Source organism: Methanococcoides sp. NM1 (genome assembly GCF_900774285.1).
Taxonomy (GTDB): Archaea; Halobacteriota; Methanosarcinia; order Methanosarcinales; family Methanosarcinaceae; genus Methanococcoides; species Methanococcoides vulcani.
Genome location: NZ_CAAGTW010000004.1, coordinates 221,835 through 241,508 on the forward strand (window position 1 = coordinate 221,835; position 19,674 = coordinate 241,508).

Annotated in this window: 17 protein-coding genes and 1 pseudogene; 7 read left to right on the top strand and 11 right to left on the bottom strand. The window is 41.6% G+C overall.

The window, feature by feature from the left end:
- Together E7X56_RS05775 and E7X56_RS05780 are read left to right on the top strand one after the other, a co-directional pair.
- The gene (locus E7X56_RS05775; RefSeq protein ID WP_135605708.1) at positions 1–1,725 is read left to right on the top strand and encodes a 2-oxoacid:acceptor oxidoreductase subunit alpha; all 1,725 of its coding nucleotides are present in this window, start codon (positions 1–3) and stop codon (positions 1,723–1,725) included.
- 1 nt (position 1,726) lies between these two features.
- On the top strand, positions 1,727–2,581 hold the full coding sequence (locus E7X56_RS05780) for a 2-oxoacid:ferredoxin oxidoreductase subunit beta (RefSeq protein ID WP_135605710.1): 855 nt from the start codon (positions 1,727–1,729) through the stop codon (positions 2,579–2,581).
- Between the two features lie 116 nt (positions 2,582–2,697).
- Here E7X56_RS05780 and E7X56_RS05785 read toward each other — a convergent pair whose 3' ends face one another.
- Complete coding sequence (locus tag E7X56_RS05785) at positions 2,698–3,345, bottom strand: LysE family transporter (protein WP_135605712.1); 648 nt, start codon at positions 3,343–3,345, stop codon at positions 2,698–2,700.
- A 100-nt stretch (positions 3,346–3,445) separates the two neighbouring features.
- Positions 3,446–4,279 (bottom strand): hypothetical protein, encoded by an 834-nt coding sequence (locus E7X56_RS05790; RefSeq protein ID WP_135605734.1) that lies wholly within the window; start codon positions 4,277–4,279, stop codon positions 3,446–3,448.
- A 114-nt stretch (positions 4,280–4,393) separates the two neighbouring features.
- Between E7X56_RS05790 and E7X56_RS12185 the strand changes: the two genes are divergently transcribed.
- The gene (locus E7X56_RS12185; RefSeq protein WP_256360048.1) at positions 4,394–4,525 is read left to right on the top strand and encodes a hypothetical protein; all 132 of its coding nucleotides are present in this window, start codon (positions 4,394–4,396) and stop codon (positions 4,523–4,525) included.
- Positions 4,526–5,160: 635 nt separating this feature from the next.
- On the opposite strand, the gene E7X56_RS05800 is transcribed toward E7X56_RS12185, so the two are convergent.
- The 4 genes from E7X56_RS05800 to E7X56_RS05825 all read right to left on the bottom strand — a co-directional run bounded on the left by E7X56_RS05800 (position 5,161) and on the right by E7X56_RS05825 (position 10,163).
- Entirely contained in the window at positions 5,161–5,472 is a 312-nt protein-coding gene (locus E7X56_RS05800) for a hypothetical protein (protein ID WP_135605736.1), read from the bottom strand.
- Between the two features lie 1,245 nt (positions 5,473–6,717).
- Positions 6,718–8,589: a CBS domain-containing protein gene (locus E7X56_RS12330; protein WP_371413352.1), complete on the bottom strand. Its 1,872-nt coding sequence runs from the start codon at positions 8,587–8,589 to the stop codon at positions 6,718–6,720.
- Positions 8,590–8,705: 116 nt separating this feature from the next.
- Positions 8,706–9,500, bottom strand: a complete 795-nt coding sequence (locus tag E7X56_RS05820) for an HPP family protein (protein ID WP_135605738.1) — start codon at positions 9,498–9,500, stop codon at positions 8,706–8,708.
- Between the two features lie 54 nt (positions 9,501–9,554).
- The gene (locus E7X56_RS05825) at positions 9,555–10,163 is read right to left on the bottom strand and encodes a cyclic nucleotide-binding/CBS domain-containing protein (RefSeq protein ID WP_135605740.1); all 609 of its coding nucleotides are present in this window, start codon (positions 10,161–10,163) and stop codon (positions 9,555–9,557) included.
- A gap of 359 nt (positions 10,164–10,522) precedes the next feature.
- Between E7X56_RS05825 and E7X56_RS05830 the strand changes: the two genes are divergently transcribed.
- Complete coding sequence (locus E7X56_RS05830) at positions 10,523–11,137, top strand: class I SAM-dependent methyltransferase (RefSeq protein WP_244603421.1); 615 nt, start codon at positions 10,523–10,525, stop codon at positions 11,135–11,137.
- A 245-nt stretch (positions 11,138–11,382) separates the two neighbouring features.
- Here the strand turns inward: E7X56_RS05830 and E7X56_RS05835 are convergent, their stop codons facing one another.
- Positions 11,383–11,670, bottom strand: a complete 288-nt coding sequence (locus E7X56_RS05835; RefSeq protein WP_135605742.1) for a metal-sulfur cluster assembly factor — start codon at positions 11,668–11,670, stop codon at positions 11,383–11,385.
- A gap of 114 nt (positions 11,671–11,784) precedes the next feature.
- On the opposite strand from E7X56_RS05835, the gene E7X56_RS05840 reads away from it, so the two are divergent.
- Positions 11,785–12,126, top strand: coding sequence for a PRC-barrel domain-containing protein (locus tag E7X56_RS05840; protein ID WP_135605744.1), 342 nt, complete (start codon positions 11,785–11,787; stop codon positions 12,124–12,126).
- Between the two features lie 157 nt (positions 12,127–12,283).
- On the top strand, positions 12,284–12,430 hold the full coding sequence (locus tag E7X56_RS11755) for a hypothetical protein (protein WP_167879306.1): 147 nt from the start codon (positions 12,284–12,286) through the stop codon (positions 12,428–12,430).
- 239 nt (positions 12,431–12,669) lie between these two features.
- Here E7X56_RS11755 and E7X56_RS05845 read toward each other — a convergent pair whose 3' ends face one another.
- The 4 genes and pseudogenes from E7X56_RS05845 to E7X56_RS05860 all read right to left on the bottom strand — a co-directional run bounded on the left by E7X56_RS05845 (position 12,670) and on the right by E7X56_RS05860 (position 16,867).
- Positions 12,670–13,332 carry a hypothetical protein gene (locus tag E7X56_RS05845; RefSeq protein WP_135605746.1) on the bottom strand — a complete coding sequence of 221 codons (663 nt, stop codon included), beginning with the start codon at positions 13,330–13,332 and terminating at the stop codon, positions 12,670–12,672.
- Between the two features lie 21 nt (positions 13,333–13,353).
- The gene (locus E7X56_RS05850; protein ID WP_135605748.1) at positions 13,354–13,821 is read right to left on the bottom strand and encodes a universal stress protein; all 468 of its coding nucleotides are present in this window, start codon (positions 13,819–13,821) and stop codon (positions 13,354–13,356) included.
- A gap of 196 nt (positions 13,822–14,017) precedes the next feature.
- A pseudogene (locus tag E7X56_RS12335) lies at positions 14,018–14,158 on the bottom strand (CRISPR-associated endonuclease Cas1); the annotation flags it as partial.
- A 54-nt stretch (positions 14,159–14,212) separates the two neighbouring features.
- Positions 14,213–16,867, bottom strand: coding sequence for an HAD-IC family P-type ATPase (locus E7X56_RS05860; protein ID WP_135605750.1), 2,655 nt, complete (start codon positions 16,865–16,867; stop codon positions 14,213–14,215).
- Between the two features lie 295 nt (positions 16,868–17,162).
- Here E7X56_RS05860 and E7X56_RS05865 point away from each other — a divergent pair.
- Positions 17,163–19,674 (top strand): S8 family serine peptidase (locus tag E7X56_RS05865; protein WP_167879456.1); only part of this gene is annotated, 2,512 nt, incomplete at its 3' end.

Sequence of the window (19,674 nt, forward strand, 5' to 3'; positions counted from 1 at the left end):
ATGAATACAGATCTGGTAATAAAAGTAGGCGGAGCCGCAGGTCAGGGCTTGCAGACCATTGGGGTTGTACTTGCAAAGACCTTTAAGATGAGTGGTTTCAATGTTTTTGCCACCCAGTTCTACCTTTCAAGGGTAAGGGGTGGACATAATACATTTCAGGTACGAGTAAGCGATGAGCCGATCAGGGCAATGACCGAGAAAGTGGACATCCTAATAGCTCTTGATGAAGCTTCCATTGAGGAGCATATTGAGGAAATGTCTGATGGGATCGTTATAGTTGATAAAGATGTCATTAAGATCGATGACATGAATGACTCTTTTTTCCATGTTCCAATGCTGAAGATCGCAAAAGATGTTTGTGGGAACAAGATATATTCTAATTCCGTTGCAAGTGGTACTGCCCTTGGTCTGATGTGCTTTGAATTTGATTATCTTGCAAAAGTCCTGACTGAAACTTTCAAAAAGAAAGGCGATGAGATTGTCGATAACAATATCAAAGCAGCACGTGCAGGTTATGATTATGCAAGAGATAATTCCCCTTCAGGTTGCAAGTTCGCTGTAAGTGAACCTTCGGATAAGGACGGAAGGATGCTCATTGCAGGAAACGATGCTGTTGGATTGGGCGCTCTTGCTGCGGGAGTGCAATTCCTGGCAGCATATCCGATGACACCATCTACCGGGGTTCTGACCTATGTAGCTGCAAATGCTGATAATTTTAATGTTGTAGTTGAGCAGGCAGAAGATGAGATTGCTGCCCTTAATATGGTTCTTGGTGCCTCCTTTGCCGGTGCCAGGGCGATGACAACAACTTCCGGCGGCGGATTTTGTCTGATGTCTGAAGCTCTGGGACTTTCCGGCATCACAGAGACACCTGCTGTAATATTCCTGTCCCAGCGTCCGGGGCCTGCTACCGGTCTTCCTACCATGACCGAGCAGGGTGATCTCCAGTTCGTACTGACCGCAGCACAGGGAGAGTTCCCCCGTTGTGTGCTTGCTCCCGGAACACCCGATGACTGCTTTTACATGACAGCTGAAGCGTTCAACATTGCTGATAAATTCCAGATTCCGGTCTTTGTCATGAGCGACCAGTATCTCGCAGATTCACTTTTCACATGCAAGAGGTTTGATCCATCGAAGGTGAAGATCGAAAGATACCTTTTATCAGATGAAGAGCTGGCCGGGAAAGGTGAATATAAGCGCTATGAACTGACATCAACAGGAATATCTCCACGTGCAATACCCGGACAGTCAGGAGTAGTGGTGGTTGCCGACAGCGATGAACACAATGAATATGGTCATATTGACCAGACCATAGAAAACCGCATTCTTATGAATGAAAAGAGGATGAATAAACTCGATCTTTTGGGAGAGGATATGGAAGCACCACGTTTGTATGGACCCAAGGATGCTGAAATAACACTTGTTGGATGGGGTTCTACATATGGTCCTCTTATGGAGGTAGTAAATATTCTCATAAGTGAAGGTCATTCGGTAAACCACGTACACTTCACTCATGTTTTCCCTCTGCCTTTAGAGGATACCAGAAAAGTTCTTGGAAATTCGGGAACTATCGTCTGTGTGGAGAACAATGCAACGGGACAGTTTGCAAGGTTGCTTGAATGTGAGACTGGCTTGCATATTTCTGAAAAGGTCCTGAGGTCGGATGGAAAGCCATACAGTCCTGAATCAATAATACGTTCCATGAAGGAAAAGGGGGTGATCTGATATGGTCAGTGTGGAAGATTATGGTGAATTTGAAACGGAATGGTGTCCCGGTTGCGGGAACTTTATGATACTCAAGGCGGTTAAGCGTGCTCTTGCAGAACTTGATAAGTCTCCGGATGAGGTATTGATCACCTCAGGTATCGGGCAGTCAAGCAAATTGCCACATTACCTGAAATGCAACGTCTTCAACGGACTTCATGGCAGGTCCCTGCCTCCTGCAATAGGAGCGAAGGTCGCTAATCATGAGCTAACTGTACTTGCAGTTACAGGAGATGGTGATTGCTATGGGGAAGGTGGGAATCATTTCCTGCATAATATCAGGAGAAACCCAAATATCACCCTGATCGTTCATGACAACCAGATATACGGCCTTACCAAAGGACAGGCTTCACCTACAAGTGAGCTTGGGATGAAGACAAAGGTGCAGACCCATGGTGTATTTAACACTCCGCTGAATCCATTGTCGCTTGCAATTTCCCTTGACTGCTCATTTGTAAGCAGGGGTTTTGCAGGCGATGTTCCTCATCTTACAGAGCTTATCAAAAAAGCTATACAGCACAAGGGTTTTTCCCTGGTGGATGTACTTCAGCCATGTATTTCCTTTAACAAGCTTAACACTTTCAGCTGGTATTCAGAAAGGGTCTATAAGATAGAAGATGAGGGTTACAGTCCTGATGACAGGGTGAAGGCATTTGAAAGATCCCTGGAATGGGGGGAACGGATCCCTCTTGGTGTTTTTTACGTTAATGAGAAACCAACTTTCGAGGATAATCTTGATGTTCTGAGATCCGGGACATTAGTAGGAAATAAAAGTGATCCGCGACAAGTGGATGAACTTCTCGACAGGTTCATCTGAACTTCCTTTTTTGTACCCTTTTTGCCATATTTTCTATTTTTCTGCTCTGTAATTTTAGGAGATATCATCCTGCCATTTTTTGCCAAACCGTTTTGCTGCCGGCTTCAATGCCAGTATCATAGCATTGTGGAAAGATTGTTGTAATTAAAAATAAACCAGATACCGAAGATCATCATGAAACTTCCACAGAAGTACAATACTAGTTTGTGGTTTTTCCGGGATATGAATTCTTTTCCTCTGGATGTAGATGATGATACTGTAACAAGGAAACCAAGATCTGCCAGCCAGTGACCGATGACAAATGCGATTATGGCAATAGTCCCTATAAGGTACTCCTGAAGTATTATGGCACTGCCTGCTGTAAGCCACCAGAGTATATATGTGGGATTAAGTGCAGAAGTAAGGATTCCTGCAAGGACCGGACTCTTTGATATCCTTACCTTACTGGCTGCTCCGTGTATGTCCATTGTCGAAACACTTTTTGCGCTTTTTAAGATTACCAGCCCAAATAATATCATTATAATACCACCAACAATAGACATGTATGCAATGGTACTTCTCCCGATAAAGGATGAAAATCCACCGATTATCAGGAGTATTATTGTGATCTCTACCAGTGAGTGTCCAAGAAAAATAAATGGTCCTGTGCGCCAGCCTTTTTCAAGGGATATTCCTATTGTGGCGAACATCATCGGTCCTGGAATAAGTGCAGCAGAAACGCCAATTGTAAATCCCAGGGCAAGTGCTTTGATAAGTTCGATCATAATATCAGGGTCCGATTATACAAATCATTTATAAAAAAACCCATATATATAATCTATGTCGTAGCATTCCGATATTTTTGCTTCAAGTCTCAATATGTATTCAAAGTTCAACAGTCTTATCTCCGATAAGAATACGATATAAACCAATTCCTGCTGCAACACACCATAGAAGAGGCCAGAGATGAGCATATTCGATATCTATTAAAAGGAAAAGTATTGCAGTTATCAGGAACAATATTTTCCCCATTTTCACTCTTAATGTATCAAGAGATTCGCCAGTCATGTCGCCTTTGCTCATCAGTTTCCTGGATTCAAGGATAGAAGGAATGAATAGTATTGTCATGGAAAGCAAGGCAGTGGTTTTCATTAATGAGATATCTGCAATTGCAGTATTGTTTACAATGGATATGATGAATAAAGATCCAGCTAACATTAATATTGATGCTATCAGATGAACTTTGTTAGGTGAAGATGCTCTGCTGTCAATAAAATATGCAGTAGCTGTCAGTATTCCAAACATCCAGGTCACCTGACAGGTGAGAAATACACTGAGTAGAAACACAGCTATTGTGTCGAATACTCCTGCTTTTAAGCCGGTTGAACGATCTACTATGCGTAGTACGAGCAGAAGCCACAATAAGGGTAATACTGGATGTATCCCAAACAGTACAACTGGGATAAATGAAAGGATCACAGGAACAAAGGCAGCGATCTCATGATCAGGGTCAATTTCTCTTGAGATAGCCCAGACCAGAAACACGGATATGCCTGCTGTTATACCATATATTATTGAAGTGCTGATGGTATTGTTGAGGCTTAAATGGAATAGTGAAGCAGCTACCAGTACAATTGCAAATATTCGGATCATCAGGCGGTTGGTGGGGTAGCCCGGATCCAGTGGACGAACAATGGATGATATCCTGTAAATGTCCATAGATAAAATGTTACGTTCTTGAATTTTAAAGTTCCTAAGAATGAGAGTGAATGGACTATTATAAAAGTCGAATGCCATCATTTTAAATAGTTTGGATTTCAATGGCTAAACCCTATGGCAATGTCTAAGAAGGATCTGGCAAGGAAGAGCGGAAAGAAGAAAGAAAAACTCGCTGAGCTTGAAAAGAAAGCAGCTGCTGGCGATGCATCTGCTAAGAAGAAGCTTGCAAAAGAGAAAAAGAAGTAAGATTCTTTATTTCTTTTTCACTCTTTTTTTACCACCGTATTTCAAAAACATTTGAATCGCTGCTTTTAAATTTCTATAACTTTCATTCTTATTTTGTGTATTGGTACAATACCAGTATGTTATCGTAACTGAAACTAAGGTTTGGATCAAAATGAGATGTTAGAAGAATTCTTCCCGGAATTTACGGAAAAGCTGGATGAGATCGACAAGTTGTATACCGATAATAGAACCATTGATGAAAAGAATATCAGTTCATCTGCTTTGCTCTTTCCATCAAGGCAAGATCAAAACCATGTGTACTCAAGCATTTCAAAGGTGCTCTTGAGGCCGGGGCTACCGTCAAGGAGCTATCTTACATATTTGCCCTTACAATGAGAGAGGCAGCAGGCGCTGATGACTGCTGGACACATGATGTTATTGGAGACTGGAAGGAGATCCTCAAAGGATAATTAAACCCTTCGGTTAACTTATACCCCCAATTATGGCTATATTGTGCTGTACTAAACAATAATTCGAATAAAAAAGGTAAAATTTCAAATTCAAGTACAGAAGTTAGTGATGCACTGCTATTTGTGAACTCATTAAAAATTGCTGGAAAACGCTCAGTTGCATTAACTGCCGTTGTTTGACTGTTTTTATAATTGTTTCTCTGCCCATATCATAGTTGCCTTACCAATCATTTCAGACCAGTTATCAAATGAGGTATTGTCCCTGATGTACGCGTTGAATTTTTCATCGTTTTTATCGATATCTGAATAAGCAATGCCGATAAGTCCTTCACAGGCATCTATAAATTGTTGAATAGTACTAAATCCAAAGAAGGTGTATGTTCTCATAAACGATTCATCTAATAATTCATCGAGTGATACTCTAGCTGCAATTTTTTTCTGAAACTCTTCTAATTCTTTGTGTAACTTAACTAACTCAACTATGTCAGATTCTACCATAAAATCACTCCCTTACAAGTAAACAATTATTCGTATTTTTTATTTATATACCTAACTTTGCCACTCAAAATAAATATAAGTGTTCTTAGTTTGGTTTGCATGTTTTGATCGACTTAATTTATGATTAAGATCTCTGCGCTGATTCGCGATTGGAAATGCATGAGGAGGGAATTTTACCACATATAAATGTATCATATAATGTCGTTTATATGAGTTTAAACTGAAATTAGCGAACTATTGTATTTGTGAATGGATTAGTTCTAGAAAAGTTTACAGATTAAATATGTTCTGGTGCAGTCTTTACGTATATCGTTTTCCCTTTGTATTTGATTTGAAGTATCCTATGCTATGGTATCATAGTATCTGGAAAAAGCGTAAAGAATAAGTGTCCAATGTTTACTATATTCTCTCCTGAAACCGTTTTTGTATCTCCAGGCACACCCCTGTGGATATACTATATGCTGCATTCGTTTATATCCATGCCTTCTTTCCATTTCAATTCATTAAATATGTCCCTCGGACGTTTTGATTTTATTACATCATTCATAAAATACCTTTCAGAAGGTTTTAATATGTAGATATTAAAAATATTCCAATACAGATTCCCATGCTCTGTTGAATTCCCATCCGTTCCCCTCAATATTAGTTAGGCTAATTTTAAAATAAATAGTTATTGTAGCTGGTTTCTCATTACTTCAAGCCATTGAGTAGAACAATAATGCAGTACGTTGAACATCCTGAGCATAAGTTTGATGGTGATATTGGAGTTATTGAAGCCTGTTTATGTTGTTGGAAGGTATATCAAGAATCTTCTTAATCAATCTTAATATAAAACTTTGAATTATTGTAATAATCGTGTCTATTTCCCTCATTTTAATACTTCCACCTTACATCATTTACCCTTTTAATGTTTGCATCCCCACTACAACATGTACATGCTCTAAAGACATCAAGAATAGTACAACAAATGAGGAAAGGACTTGATTAATGACGATATAGACTAAGTTAAGCATTTTTTAAAAAAAAATAGCTAGGAGGCCACCGTTTCTTATTGCTGACATTTCGGCAGCCTGCCCGATTCGCCTAAGCAAGACAGTCTATGTAGGAAGGTTAAAGTTAATTTTTCAAAGAATTAAGTCATAGGAAACATCATGGTGAACTAGACTACAATGTTACTGCCTCTCTATAATATCACTTGATTCCTGTTCTGTTGGTATTGATTTTTGATAACTTCTTTTTCTATCCTCACCTTGCTGCTCTTATCACATCGATTCTGCTGATTATGCCCACTATATCATCATCTTCTTCAACTGGCAGGGCCGTGAGGTCTTCCTCGATCATTATCTTTGCAGCGTTCACCACCGTCTCATCCGCCTTTACAGTGATCAGGGGGCTTGACATTATATCCTCAGCAACAAGGGGTACCTCCTTTACATATCTGTAGACCTTCTCTCCCGCAGGCATGGGTCGACGTGCCATCTTTATGTTCTTTACAGGAAGCTTTCCTTCGTTATCTTGCATCATGCTCATTGCCAGGTTACTTGCGGATATCATTCCAACGGTCTCGCTCATATCATTGATCACAACAACACGGTTGATCTCGTTCTCATTCATCTCGTCTATGACATGGTTGATCGTGTGATGCCTGTGTACAACGACCACGTCCTCGGTCATGAATTCAGAAACCTTGGTTTCAAGACCATCCTCAGAAATGTTTCTGACAATGTCAGTCATTGTGACTATTCCCACAACATTTTTGCTTACAACAGGAAGGTAGGTGATCTCGTTCTCAAGCATCAGGCTGATGGTTTGTGATATCGTTGCCTCTGGGTAGATGGTTATGGGTGACTCCCTCATGACCATGCTTACAGGGATCTTATCGATGGGTCTTCTTCTCCATACAGGCTCTGCCTGAGCCAGTTTCTTCCCGATATCAGCTTTGTTGACGATTCCGACCATCTTTTCGTTGTCTATGACAACAATGGTGCTTATCTTATGCCTGAGCATCAATCCCCTTGCATGTGATATGGGCTCTTCCGGAGATATTATATAGACCGGTGAGCTCATGATGTCTGCCACCTTTATATTTTCCCTCCTTGCATTTGCCTTGGTGATTTTCTTCGACATTGCCTTGAGGAAATCCCTCTCCGTGATTATCCCGCAAAGGGTACCCTCATCGATTACCGGCAGCGAACCTACATCGTTCTCCATCATGAGGGATGCTGCCTTGCCAAGGTCCATATCTGATGTGGCCCACACAACATCCTTTGAGATCAATGAGCCGATGGGTTCATCAAACGCCTCATGTATGTCACCGGTAACAATCTTGTCGAATGCCTCCCCGTTTCCAAGATAGTGCATAATATCAGAGGCTGTGACAAGCCCCACAAGTATCTCATCCCTGACAAGGGGCAGTCTTCTCAGCCCTTCCTTGATCATTATCTTTGCAGCTTCACCTATCTTCGTGTCCGGGGAAACTGTCTTCACCTTCTTGGTCATATACTGCCCGATGGTCTTGTTGGCAGGAACATCTGAAACAAGTGAGACGAAATCCTTCTCTGTACAGATGGCGACCACCTTTTTTTCACCGTCCACGATGGGTATGCCTCCGACCTTTCTCTCAAGCATCATCTCCAGTGCTTCAGATATCTTTGCATTGTTCTTAATGAAGGCAACGTCATTCTGCATGATCTCATGTACGCTTTCATTGATGGCTACCAGGAGATTACCTTTGTATTTATTCTCCACCAGAAGGTTCCTGTCCCCTCCTCCCAGAAAGTCGATGACATCCACAGATGTGACAATTCCCTCCAGCCGATTTGTCCCTGCATCCGTTATGGGTACACGCCTGAACCCCTTGTTTGTCATTGTCTTGATCGCACCCATTATTGTGGTGGTGGGGGGAAGTGTCACGACTTCCTTTGTTGCAATTGCCATTATTTCCCCTTCATGCTCCGAAGCCCTTGCCTGGGAATTTACAGGTCCAAAGTCCATTGTCCCTGTCATGTCCATCATCTTAGGATCCTTTCTCTGAATGGTCTTATCCTGTGCATTTAGCTTCTCCTGAGCCTTTACTTTTTCATCTGCAAGCTTTGTTGCTTTGTATTGTATGTTCAATTGAACCACCAAACTCCCAAAATATTGATATTATTCTACCCCTTAATTCCCACTTTTCAGTATGATTTCTCTACGAAAAATCGTTAACATTATCTTGACATACGTTTTGAGAGAGATCATTCAGAGGTCTTACCAACAAGACATGCCTTGAGAAGGTCATGCCTTCCGACTATTCCCATCATCTTTGAATCATTTATAATTATCAGCCTGCCTATATCGTAATGTAGTACCATCTCTATTGCCTTTGATATCGAGGTTTCGGGCAATGTTGCATATATAGGGGTTGACATGAGCTTTTCCACCTTTGTGGAGTCATTGGGCTTTGTCCCGTGTGCATCACTGGAGCCGATCCTGGCGAACCCGGCTTTGATGATGTCCATTCTTGTGATCATTCCCATGGGCTTGTTCTTCTCGGACACCACGGGGATGCCTGTAAAGTCCTGGTCCAGCATGTTTTGCCAGACCTTTGAGATGCTGTCATTCGGATTGCAGGTCTTGACCTTTGTTTCCATGATCTCCTTGACCATCTTCGGGGATATCCTGGTAATCTTGAACTTTTTAAGCAGATCTACATCGCTCAGCATACCCACAAGCTTTCTGTCACTGGTTGAGGCGACCACTGGGACCCTGTGCATCCCGACCTCTACAAGCAGTCTCGCGGCCTTTATGGCATCCATGTCAGGAGTGATCAAAGGGCATTCTCTTGCATACCCTGCCACCGTCACATGGGATTTGTTGGCCGTTATATTAAGCACGTCCTGATCCGTAAGAATACCCACTAGCCTTTCAGAACCATCGATTACAGGAAGACTGCGCAGAAAATAGTCACGCAGCATCTGCCGTGCGTGGGTCACGAAATCATCTTCCTTTACGAATACCCCATCTTTTGACATTATTTGACCTACTGTCATCTATTTACCTCCCCCTCCAAATATTGAACTAAATCATTATGTGAAAAAATAAATTTAATCGTAGTACTCTTCTTCATCTCTGCAGCTCTCGCACAATATTCTCCCATTTACCATTGCAAGATCAGCGACATAGTAACCACATCTCTGACATATTCCTCCCTCATATTCTTCTTCCGCTATAACATTTTGTTCGCGGTTCATTTCTATGAGATCTGCCAGTATTGTATTCAATCCGGGTGCTATCGTAAGTAGATCCCTGTCTGTGATGATGCCCGCAATCTTCCCATTCTGCATTACAGCAAGCCTGCGGATATTGGCCTTAGACATTGTTTTAGAAGCATCTATGACATTCGTGGATGGTTTAATCATTATCAAGGGGGAAGACATGAGCATGGAAGCAGAGACATTTTCAGGTTTCTTGTTCTTTGCTATTATCTTTTTTATCATCTCTCTCTCAGTTATGATTCCCACTGCCTCATCGTTCTTTGTTACGATTATGCTGCCCACATTGTGCTTTATCATCTCCTTTCCGACTTTTAGAGCACTTTCCTCGATATCTGTGGTAATCACTTTTTCTGTCATTACTTCCTTGACCGAGATATATTTCTCAATCTCTTTGATAGATTCGTTTGTCCCCTGATCATTTGTAGTATCCATAACCATAGTTACCACTATTCCTATTTTTTTAGCAATGAAATGTAAATCCCACTGTACTACTAATTTCCCACTATTCAGAAGATTTGTTTTTGATTATATATATGTGCTTGTGTGCAATTTTACTCCTTAATGTAGTCAACGAGATTATTGTGAATTATACTCGAGATGAGTCAATCACAATGAAATTATTTCAACATTGACCTATATCTGTATAAGCCGTTTACTCTCAATGCTCATGTGAGGGAAAGTTTGATGAATTGGGCTTTCAATTATTAATTTATTAAAGACTCAGCTAAAAAGTTTGCCCAGCTGATTTCTTACTTAATTACAAGGTTAGATGTCTCCCATGCCAAGGATTGAACCCTTTGAAAGGTACACATCTAGGATACGAAAACTGGTTCGAGGAGAACAGGCCGGCCTATGAATCGGAGCTTAAGGCACTGAAGGCCAATATACCATCACATGCAAGAGGACTCGAGATCGGTGTTGGAAGCGGCAGGTTTGCAGCTCCACTAGGTATTCTTTTAGGTGTTGACCCCTCGTCCAGGATGTTGGATATCGCCCACAAAAGGGGTATTGAAGTGGTCAATGGTGTGGCTGAAAAACTCCCTTTTGCAGATTCCAGTTTCGACCTTGCACTGATGGTCACAACCATCTGTTTCCTTGATGATATTGAATCTGCATTCAGGGAAGTGAACCGGATCCTAATGCCGAGTGGTTCCTTTATCATAGGGTTTATAGATAAGAACAGCACCGTAGGCAGGCCATATACGGAAAAAAGAAAGAAAAATGTGTTCTATAGCCTTGCCAATTTCTATTCTGTGAATGAGGTCGTGTCCCTGCTCAAAATTTCAGGGTTTGATGACTTTTTTTCCACCCAAACCATCTTCAGGGATATGAAGGACATAAAGGATATCGAGCCTGTGCTCCCAGGTCATGGAAAGGGCTCTTTTGTGGTTGTCAGGGCTGTAAAGCGATAAATCCTGAATCAAATCTAAACATCAGAGTGTACAGGAATCAGGTAAAGGGAATTAAGGTCAAGCTGGTGATACACAACCTTGAGAGGTATGTTAAGGCTTCATGTCACATGTAGTGAGGATTTCTACAGATCCTCATATTGAACAACAAAAAGGACAATCCTACTCTGCAGCTACTCCAGGAAAATGATACAAGTCGTAAATCACCTCATGGAGCAACTAAGTCATATTTGTTCATTATTTCATTCTCAGTCGTTTTTTGCATTTTTTGATATCCGATCAGGTGTCCATGGAGGATCCCAGACCAACTCGACTTCTGCCTTCTTTATACCGTCAATCGATTCAACCTTCTGCTTGACATTATCCAGAATCACTGCAGACATCGGGCAATCTGGCGTTGTCAGGGTCATTTTGATATTAGCTTGGTCGCCTTCAACATCTACACCGTACACTAACCCAAGGTCCACGATATTGATTGGGATTTCGGGATCATAGCATTTCTTAAGAACTTCCATCACGTCTTCTTTAGTGACCATAGGCACCCACTCCTTATCCTTTGCATTTATGATAATAACTAAATAGTTTCATCCTGAATAATTATTACGGGCATGATAAATGCCTACTGAATTATTAACGGGGGTAATTCGAATATGGCAAAACCTAAGATGTTATCTGTAGAGACCATAGCCAGAGATCCTATAAAGGATGCAGAGGGAAAAGAAATTGGGAATTTCGTAGACTTTATGATAGACTTGGAGCAAAATTGTATTCCATACGTCATTGTGTCGCTCAAAAATAGAGATGGATATGTTGGCATTCCCTGGGGAGTTTTCAAATTAGGGGAAAAACACAGTTTTATTCTGGATGTTGCTAGCTCCACGCTGGATAGTGCACCGGGTTTTTCAGAAGATAAATGGCCTGATACAGCTACTCGCGAATACGAAGAAAAGATTTACAAGCACTTTGGCTGTCCGTTGTGTGTGAGCTGCTAAATTACATCCATTTTGTATAACAGGGACGTCATGTGACAGTTCTTGAACTTTCCTTTTTATATCGCTTCCCATGACCGTTGTTCATGGCGAAAGTTAGTCGGACAGGTAAACTCGATTCCGAAGTCCTGAAAATCCTGTGCGGGAATATCGAAGAGGGATGCCATACAAACACGCTGCTCCAGCTGCAGGTATATCCTACCAGACGTTCCGCAACTGGATGAAAGGGGGCGAGAATGCCAAATCCGGCCAGTACAAGGAATTTTACGAAGCCATTAAATGGATGATTTATAATGGGGATATTTAAGAATTACTTCTCAATATTCATCTGCATTACATAATACAGTACATACACATAACGCATTGGCATATTGCCGTTAACATTCAAAAGCGATTGCCGCTAAGATAATATCAGATTCGGGAGCGGGCACTGCCCTGACAGTCAGTGTGTAATGCACTTCTTAAATTGTCCGGAGGATATTGATCTGAAAGGTCATGATCTATGTTCTGAGTGTGAGGTACGGTATCGTCATTGATACCTAAAAATTATAGAATCGAATCCTTCTTTATCACATTTCTCAATCTTATTAGACCTGCCTCAATCCTAACAAAATCCAAACTTTTCCTGTTATATTCTTTTATATCTACCTCATATTTTTTGGCAACTTTCTTTACAATCGGCAACGGTTCTGGATCGCTCTTTCTCCATAACGGTCTTAATTCTCTCAGAAATATATTCGCTGTTACTGGACCGATACCATAAAAATCCATTAATTTTTTTTCCAAATCCTTGTTGTCTTTTGCTTCTTTATGTAAATTTTTTAAACTCCCATTGTACTCTGTCACAAGCATTTCACAATTCTTAAGAATTTGTGTGGATGTTTTCCAATCATAACGCACATAGCCGCCCTCTCTCATAACAGGGTTCACCAGCAGGCCCCAACCCGCATCCAGTATTTTTTTTGGCTCTAAAAGATCATAATTTTCAAAAGCTTTGTATGTGTTCTTTGCAATTGTTTCAGAGATCCTTGTTCCAAAAAGGATGCTGGCCAAAAACCACTTGAAAAGTTCCTTATCATCGTTTTTCTTCAAGTCGATGTCCAATTCCTCAGAATATAGTTTGCTTCCTTTTAATTTGTTGATACTTACTTGCATAATCGCCGTTTTGGGAGAGCGTATTCCTTTCTTTCTCCCGTATTCTTCCTTCACAGAGAGCACGACCTATTATCTTCACCGCACAGCAAGCACCTGTACCTTGGAATGTCTGATAACATTCTCTGCCACACTTCCAAGCAGGAATTTTTCTATTCCTGTATCACCAAGTGTGGCCTTCACCAGCCCAAGCGTGCCTACTACCACCATGTCAATATCATTGTTCTCTGCAAAATCGATAATCTCGTTATCGGGATGTCCTTCAAGCAGGACGGATTCCACCTTTACACCGGCATCTCCTCCTACCTTCTGCACATATTCAAGTGCATCATTCCCCTCCTCTTTCAGTATATCATACACTTCGTCCCAGCTCGGCGGTCTCGGGCCAGTGAACATTGAGAAAGAAAGATATTTGGGCACAACATGTACAGCATATACCTTTGCCTCACTTAACCTTGCGATTTCAATTCCGCAGGAAACTGCCTTTTTGGCGTTTTTTGATCCATCGGTTGCGATCATTATTTTCCTGTAAACCTTGCTTTTCATAACATCTCACCATTAAATCGATAATCAAAGAATGGATATAAAACTATTGGATTTATCTTTTAACAACTATCTCCCGTGCATCGCGGCGCAGTCATGCGATACTAAAAGAAGGCGATTACAAAGACATTTACTCCCAAATTGAGAGATATGAAATTTCGGATGCTATTTCTGAAAAATATTATATCACTTTTTTATGTTATCCATTAACAGAAACTCTTTGTTCCCAACCTTCCAACCTCTTCCTCACATGAGTATTGAGAGTAAACGGTTTATCGCTCCTGGCATTCTGCTTCATGTAATGCAATGTACCCTTGGAAAATCCCATATTCTTCCATTCAAAGGCAATGTTTCCTGCAGTTGCTGTGGTGATGAAGATTGATTGGTTGATTGATTAATTCATTTTCCTTTTCTTTTTTACATATTTTTCCAACTCTATCAGGAAGAAGACCGAGCTTGCGGTAACTCCTATTACTATCCAGTCCATAGGATCAATGGGGCTTGTCTTAAGGATCGCATTCATTGTAGGGTTGTATGTAATGAATACCTGAAGGGAGAGAACCAAGGCAATACCCATCAGCATGAACTTGTTCGAAAACAGCTCTCTGAATACATTCTCATGGATGGACTTGCAGTTGAAGAGATAGAATATCTCGAAGAAGACTATTGTGTTGAGTGCTATTGTCTGAGCAGTGTTGCTATCCCTGCCGTTCTGCAGCATTTCAAAAAAGTATAGCAAAAATGTAGCAGTTACCATTAATAATGCCACTGTGACTATCCTTTGCTTTATTACTGGCAGGAGAAGTGGTTCTTTTGGTTGCCTTGGCGGTCTGTTCAGGAGTTTCTTTTCCATCGGTTCCAGTGTGATAGTAGCTCCCAGTCCCAGTGCAGTGATCGTATTGATCCAGAGGATGTGTAGTGGAAGCAATGGTGGATTCTTTAGTCCAAGAATAACAGCAGCCAACACTGCCAATCCTTCTGCTGCATTAGTTGGAAGTGTCCATAATATAACCTTCTGTATTTTGTTATAGACATTCCTTCCCTCTTCCACAGCATTTACAATGGATGCAAAATTATCATCTGCAAGCACCATATCGGATGCTTCTTTTGCAACTTCGGTGCCTGATCTGCCCATGGCGACACCAATGTCTGCATTCTCAAGTGCCGGTGCATCGTTGATGCCATCGCCGGTCACTGCTACGACCTCGCCCTGTTGCTTAAGGAGACCAACGATCCTTGATTTATCCTCAGGAGATGTTCTTGCAAAGACCGATACTGTTCTCAGTGCTTCTGTGAGCTCTTCATCTGACATTCCCTGGATATCACTTCCTGATAAAGCACCCTCAGTTCGTATGCCCAGTTGCCTGGCGATCGTGTGACCTGTCAGGATATGGTCGCCGGTTATCATTATCACCCGGATGCCGGCATTATTGCACTTGAAGATCGATCTTTTTACTTCCTCCCTTGGAGGATCGATCATTCCCTGCAGCCCAAGGAATATGAGGTCATTTGTATCCTCCTCTTCGATCTCATCCTTTCCCTGTTCCAGTTTCCGGTAGGCTGTTGCAATGACCCTAAGGCCATCAGATGCCATGTCCTCTGCAGCTGTAAGGAATTTTTCCGGATCAATAGATGACAGTTCTTTTCCACTGAACTGATGGCTGCAAAGTTCGATCAGCTTTTCAGGAGATCCTTTCACATATATCCAGCTATTTTTTTCTTCATCCTGATGCAATGTTGCCATAAACCTTTCTTCAGATTCGAAGGGGATGGTGTCAACTCTTTGCATGTAGAATTTTCCGGCTTTAGATGCAGATACAAGAAGAGCTCCTTCGGTGGGATCTCCATCTATGCCACCATCTTCTCTCAAATAAGCATCGTTACAGAGTTCCCCTGCTTTGAGGGTGTCCATCAATGCTGGATGATCAAGCGGATCGATCTTTTTCCTTTCCAGTTCGAAATCACCTTCTGTAGTATATCCCACACCAGTCACATCGAACTTTCCTTCTAAAGTGTAGATCTTCCTGACCGTCATCTCGTTCTTGGTAAGCGTACCGGTCTTGTCAGAACAAATGACTGTGGCCGAACCAAGGCTTTCCACCGCTGGCATGGTTCGGATTATGGCATTTCGGGATGCCATTCGCTTTATTCCGAATGCCAGTGAAATGGTAATGAGTGCAGGCAGACCTTCAGGAATGGCTGCAACTGCCAGGCTCACAGCGGCGAAGAAGATATCCAGATTTTCGAATCCTCTGAGCTTTCCAATAATAAAAGTTAATATTGCCAGACCGATGATCACAACAGCAAGTGCTTTTGCCATCTGGTCGATAGTTCTGACAAGAGGTGTGGAGATCTTCTTTGTTTTACTGATCAGTTCTGATATTTTTCCGATCTCACTCTCAGAACCCGTAGCGACCACAATTCCAAGACCGCTTCCCTGAGTTACCAGTGTGCCTCCAAAGGCGATGTTCTTCTGCTCTGCAAGTGGAAGGCTTTTGGTCTCTATAGGATCGATATTCTTTTCCACAGCTGTGGATTCGCCGGTAAGCATGGATTCATCTATGCGCAGGTTCTTTACGTACATCAATCGCAGGTCAGCAGGTATCCTGTTACCCGCTTCCAGGAGTACAATATCACCTGCAACAAGTTCCCTGCTATGTATTATCATTCTCTGTCCGTCCCTCAATATGCTTGTTTCAGGAACAAGCATCTTTGCAAGGGACTCAAGTGCATTTTCAGCTTTTCTTTCCTGGATGAAACCTATGACAGCATTGGCAAGGACAACTCCGAGAATGACTGCCATATCCGCATATTCCTCAAGAATGAATGTGACAAGTGAAGCGGCAAGAAGAACATAAATGAGGGGGCTTGCGAACTGCCTTGCAAATCGATGCAGGGAACTCTCTTTTTTCTTTACCTCAACTTCATTGAACCCATACTTTGAAAGACGAATTTGTGCCTCTTCGGCAGTAATACCATCTTCATCGGTGTCCAGTAAAGTAAGAACCTCATCAACAGGCACACGATACCATTTGATCTCCCCACTCATAGGTAATCATGTGTTGTTGTGCAGTAATATTCTTTTTGGTTTTTTGGTAGGACGTTTTGACTTTTTTGGAGGTGATGAGTTCTTAATATGATTATTTGAAAATTTGTTGCAGATATTTGTTAATTTATATTTTAAAAGAAACGGTGCTTAGCATATTGATAATATTCAAAAGTTTATTTTTTATGAAAGGCTATATATGGCTTTGACATTATAGAAGTAATTAATAATAACTACGGCTTTCCAACATTGCAAGAATGTATAGTGGGCACTTCTTTGTTAATAAGAGGGGGTTGAGTTGCAGAGTAAAACTATCTGGCTTTTCACTATCCTTTTAGTGATCGCAACATTATTTTCCGTGCTAACATTAGCTTCAGGAACAACATTGCCGGAAAATACTACTGAAAGTGGTTTTGACCATAGCAGCAGTTCTGTCTCCGGTGTTTCTAATGATGGAAGATACATTTTACTTAAAGCTGCACAATTCAACACAGAAGAAGTTACTTTTGCTTCAAGTATGGCATCTACAGAAAGCATTTCTCCTTCAGAAAACGATGAATATTATATCGTTCAGTTCAAAGGATTCATACTTGAAGAATGGAAGCAGGATGTAAGGAATACTGGTGCAATTATTTTCGATTATGTGCCGAACAATGCTTTTATTGTACGCATGAATGCTTCAGTGAAAGCAGAGGTCGAGAATCTGGATTCGGTACAATGGATTGGTCCTTATCATCCATCATACAGGATCAGCCCGGCTCTTTCCTCAATTCCTGAAGATCCCGGTCAGGTAGATATTATTGTTGTGCTTTTTGATGCAGAGGACAATGAGCGCATTTTAAATGAGATCACCGGACTTGGTGGGGAAATTGTTGATGATGCCGGAGATATAATTCGAGTTAAAATCGACAGAACGAAAATATCTGATATTGCAGCTTTGGATGGAGTAAGCTGGATAGAGAATCACCTTCAACCTGTCTTGCTAAACAACAATGCTACCATCATAATGAATGTCATTCCAGCAAGGAACAATTATGGGCTTAACGGCAGCGAGCAGATTATAGGCATTGCTGACACTGGTCTTGATACCGGAGTAAATGATACATCTATGCATGATGATCTGGAAGGACGTATTAAAGAAATATACAGTTGGGGAGATTCTGATGCTTCGGATGGACATGGACACGGCACACATGTAGCTGGTTCTGCAATGGGAAACGGATTAAATTCCAGCGGATTATATAGTGGTGCAGCGCCAGAAGCACAACTTGTATTTCAGGCAATTGGAGATTCAGTTGGAAACCTTTATTCTGTTGATTTGAACGCTCTATTTACTCAAGCATATTCCGATGGTGCAAGGATTCATAGTAATAGTTGGGGCGTTAATAATTCTAGCAAATATGGTTCTTACACCAGTCGATCTCAAACAGTTGATGAGTTTATGTGGAATCAGCCCGAGATGTTGATCTTATTTGCAGCAGGCAACTCTCGCCAATATTCCATAAATGAGTCAATTTTACCACCTGCAACTGCAAAAAATTGTCTTTCTGTAGGAGCTTCGGAAAATTTCCGCCCACCATATCTATCCGCAGATAACCCAGATGATATCGCGTCCTTCAGCAGTTGTGGACCTACAGATGACGGAAGAATAAAACCAGATGTCATAGCACCTGGAACATGGATTGCTTCCATACGTTCAAGCCAAGCAGGGACAGGGAATTATTGGGGAATAGTAGATGATGACTATGCATATATGGGTGGCACAAGCATGTCAACTCCGCTAACTGCCGGTACCGCAGCACTTGTAAGGCAGTATTACGTTGAAAATGATCCAATTCCTCCTTCTGCAGCACTCATAAAAGCCACTCTGGTAAACGGGGCAGTGGATACAGGAAACCATGTAAACAACCAGGGTTGGGGCAGGGTTGACCTTTACAACTCGCTATTTCCATCTTCTCCTGTAGGTATTCGTTACTTTGATAACAAAACAGGTCTGAGTAATGAGAGTTGGCATACTGAACAATATATCAGCAGTGGACCCCCTCTTAAGATATCCCTTGTCTGGACAGATTATCCGGCCTCACTTTCGGCAGCTGATACGCTTGTGAACAATCTTGATCTAAAACTTGAATCTCCAAATACCACGATTTATTACGGTAATGGGGCACCGGATACAAAAAATAATGTAGAACAGATCTATCTGGAAGTCACTGAGGGTGGATGGTACAATATATCAGTTAACGGAATAAATATACCGTCAGGACCACAACCTTTTGCGCTTGTAATATCTGGAGCATTTACTAATGATACCACTGCACCTTCCAGTGTAACCGGTCTTAGTGGAGATCCTGGTGAAACCTGGATCAACTGGAGCTGGACTAATCCTTCTGATCCTGACTTTGATCATGTCGAGATTTATCTTGACGGTTTTTTCAAGTTAAACAGCAGTTCAACTTCTTACAATGCTACCGGTCTTAGTGCTGATACCAGTTATGAATTGAGTACAAGGACTGTTGATACTGACGGTAATATCAACACTACCTGGGTAAATGATACTGCAACCACCCTGGACCTTACTGCACCGGCCAGTGTAACCAGCCTGGACGAATCAAGTGTTAGTGGTAGTTCAATAACATGGAACTGGACTAATCCTGCTGATCCAGATTTCAGTCATACCATGATCTATCTTAATAATGTGTTTACAGCCAATGTCAGTGATCCTGACAGTTCCTATGTAGCAACCGGTCTTGATGAAGCTACCATCTACCAGATCAGTACAAGAACTGTGGATACTGACGGTAATATCAACA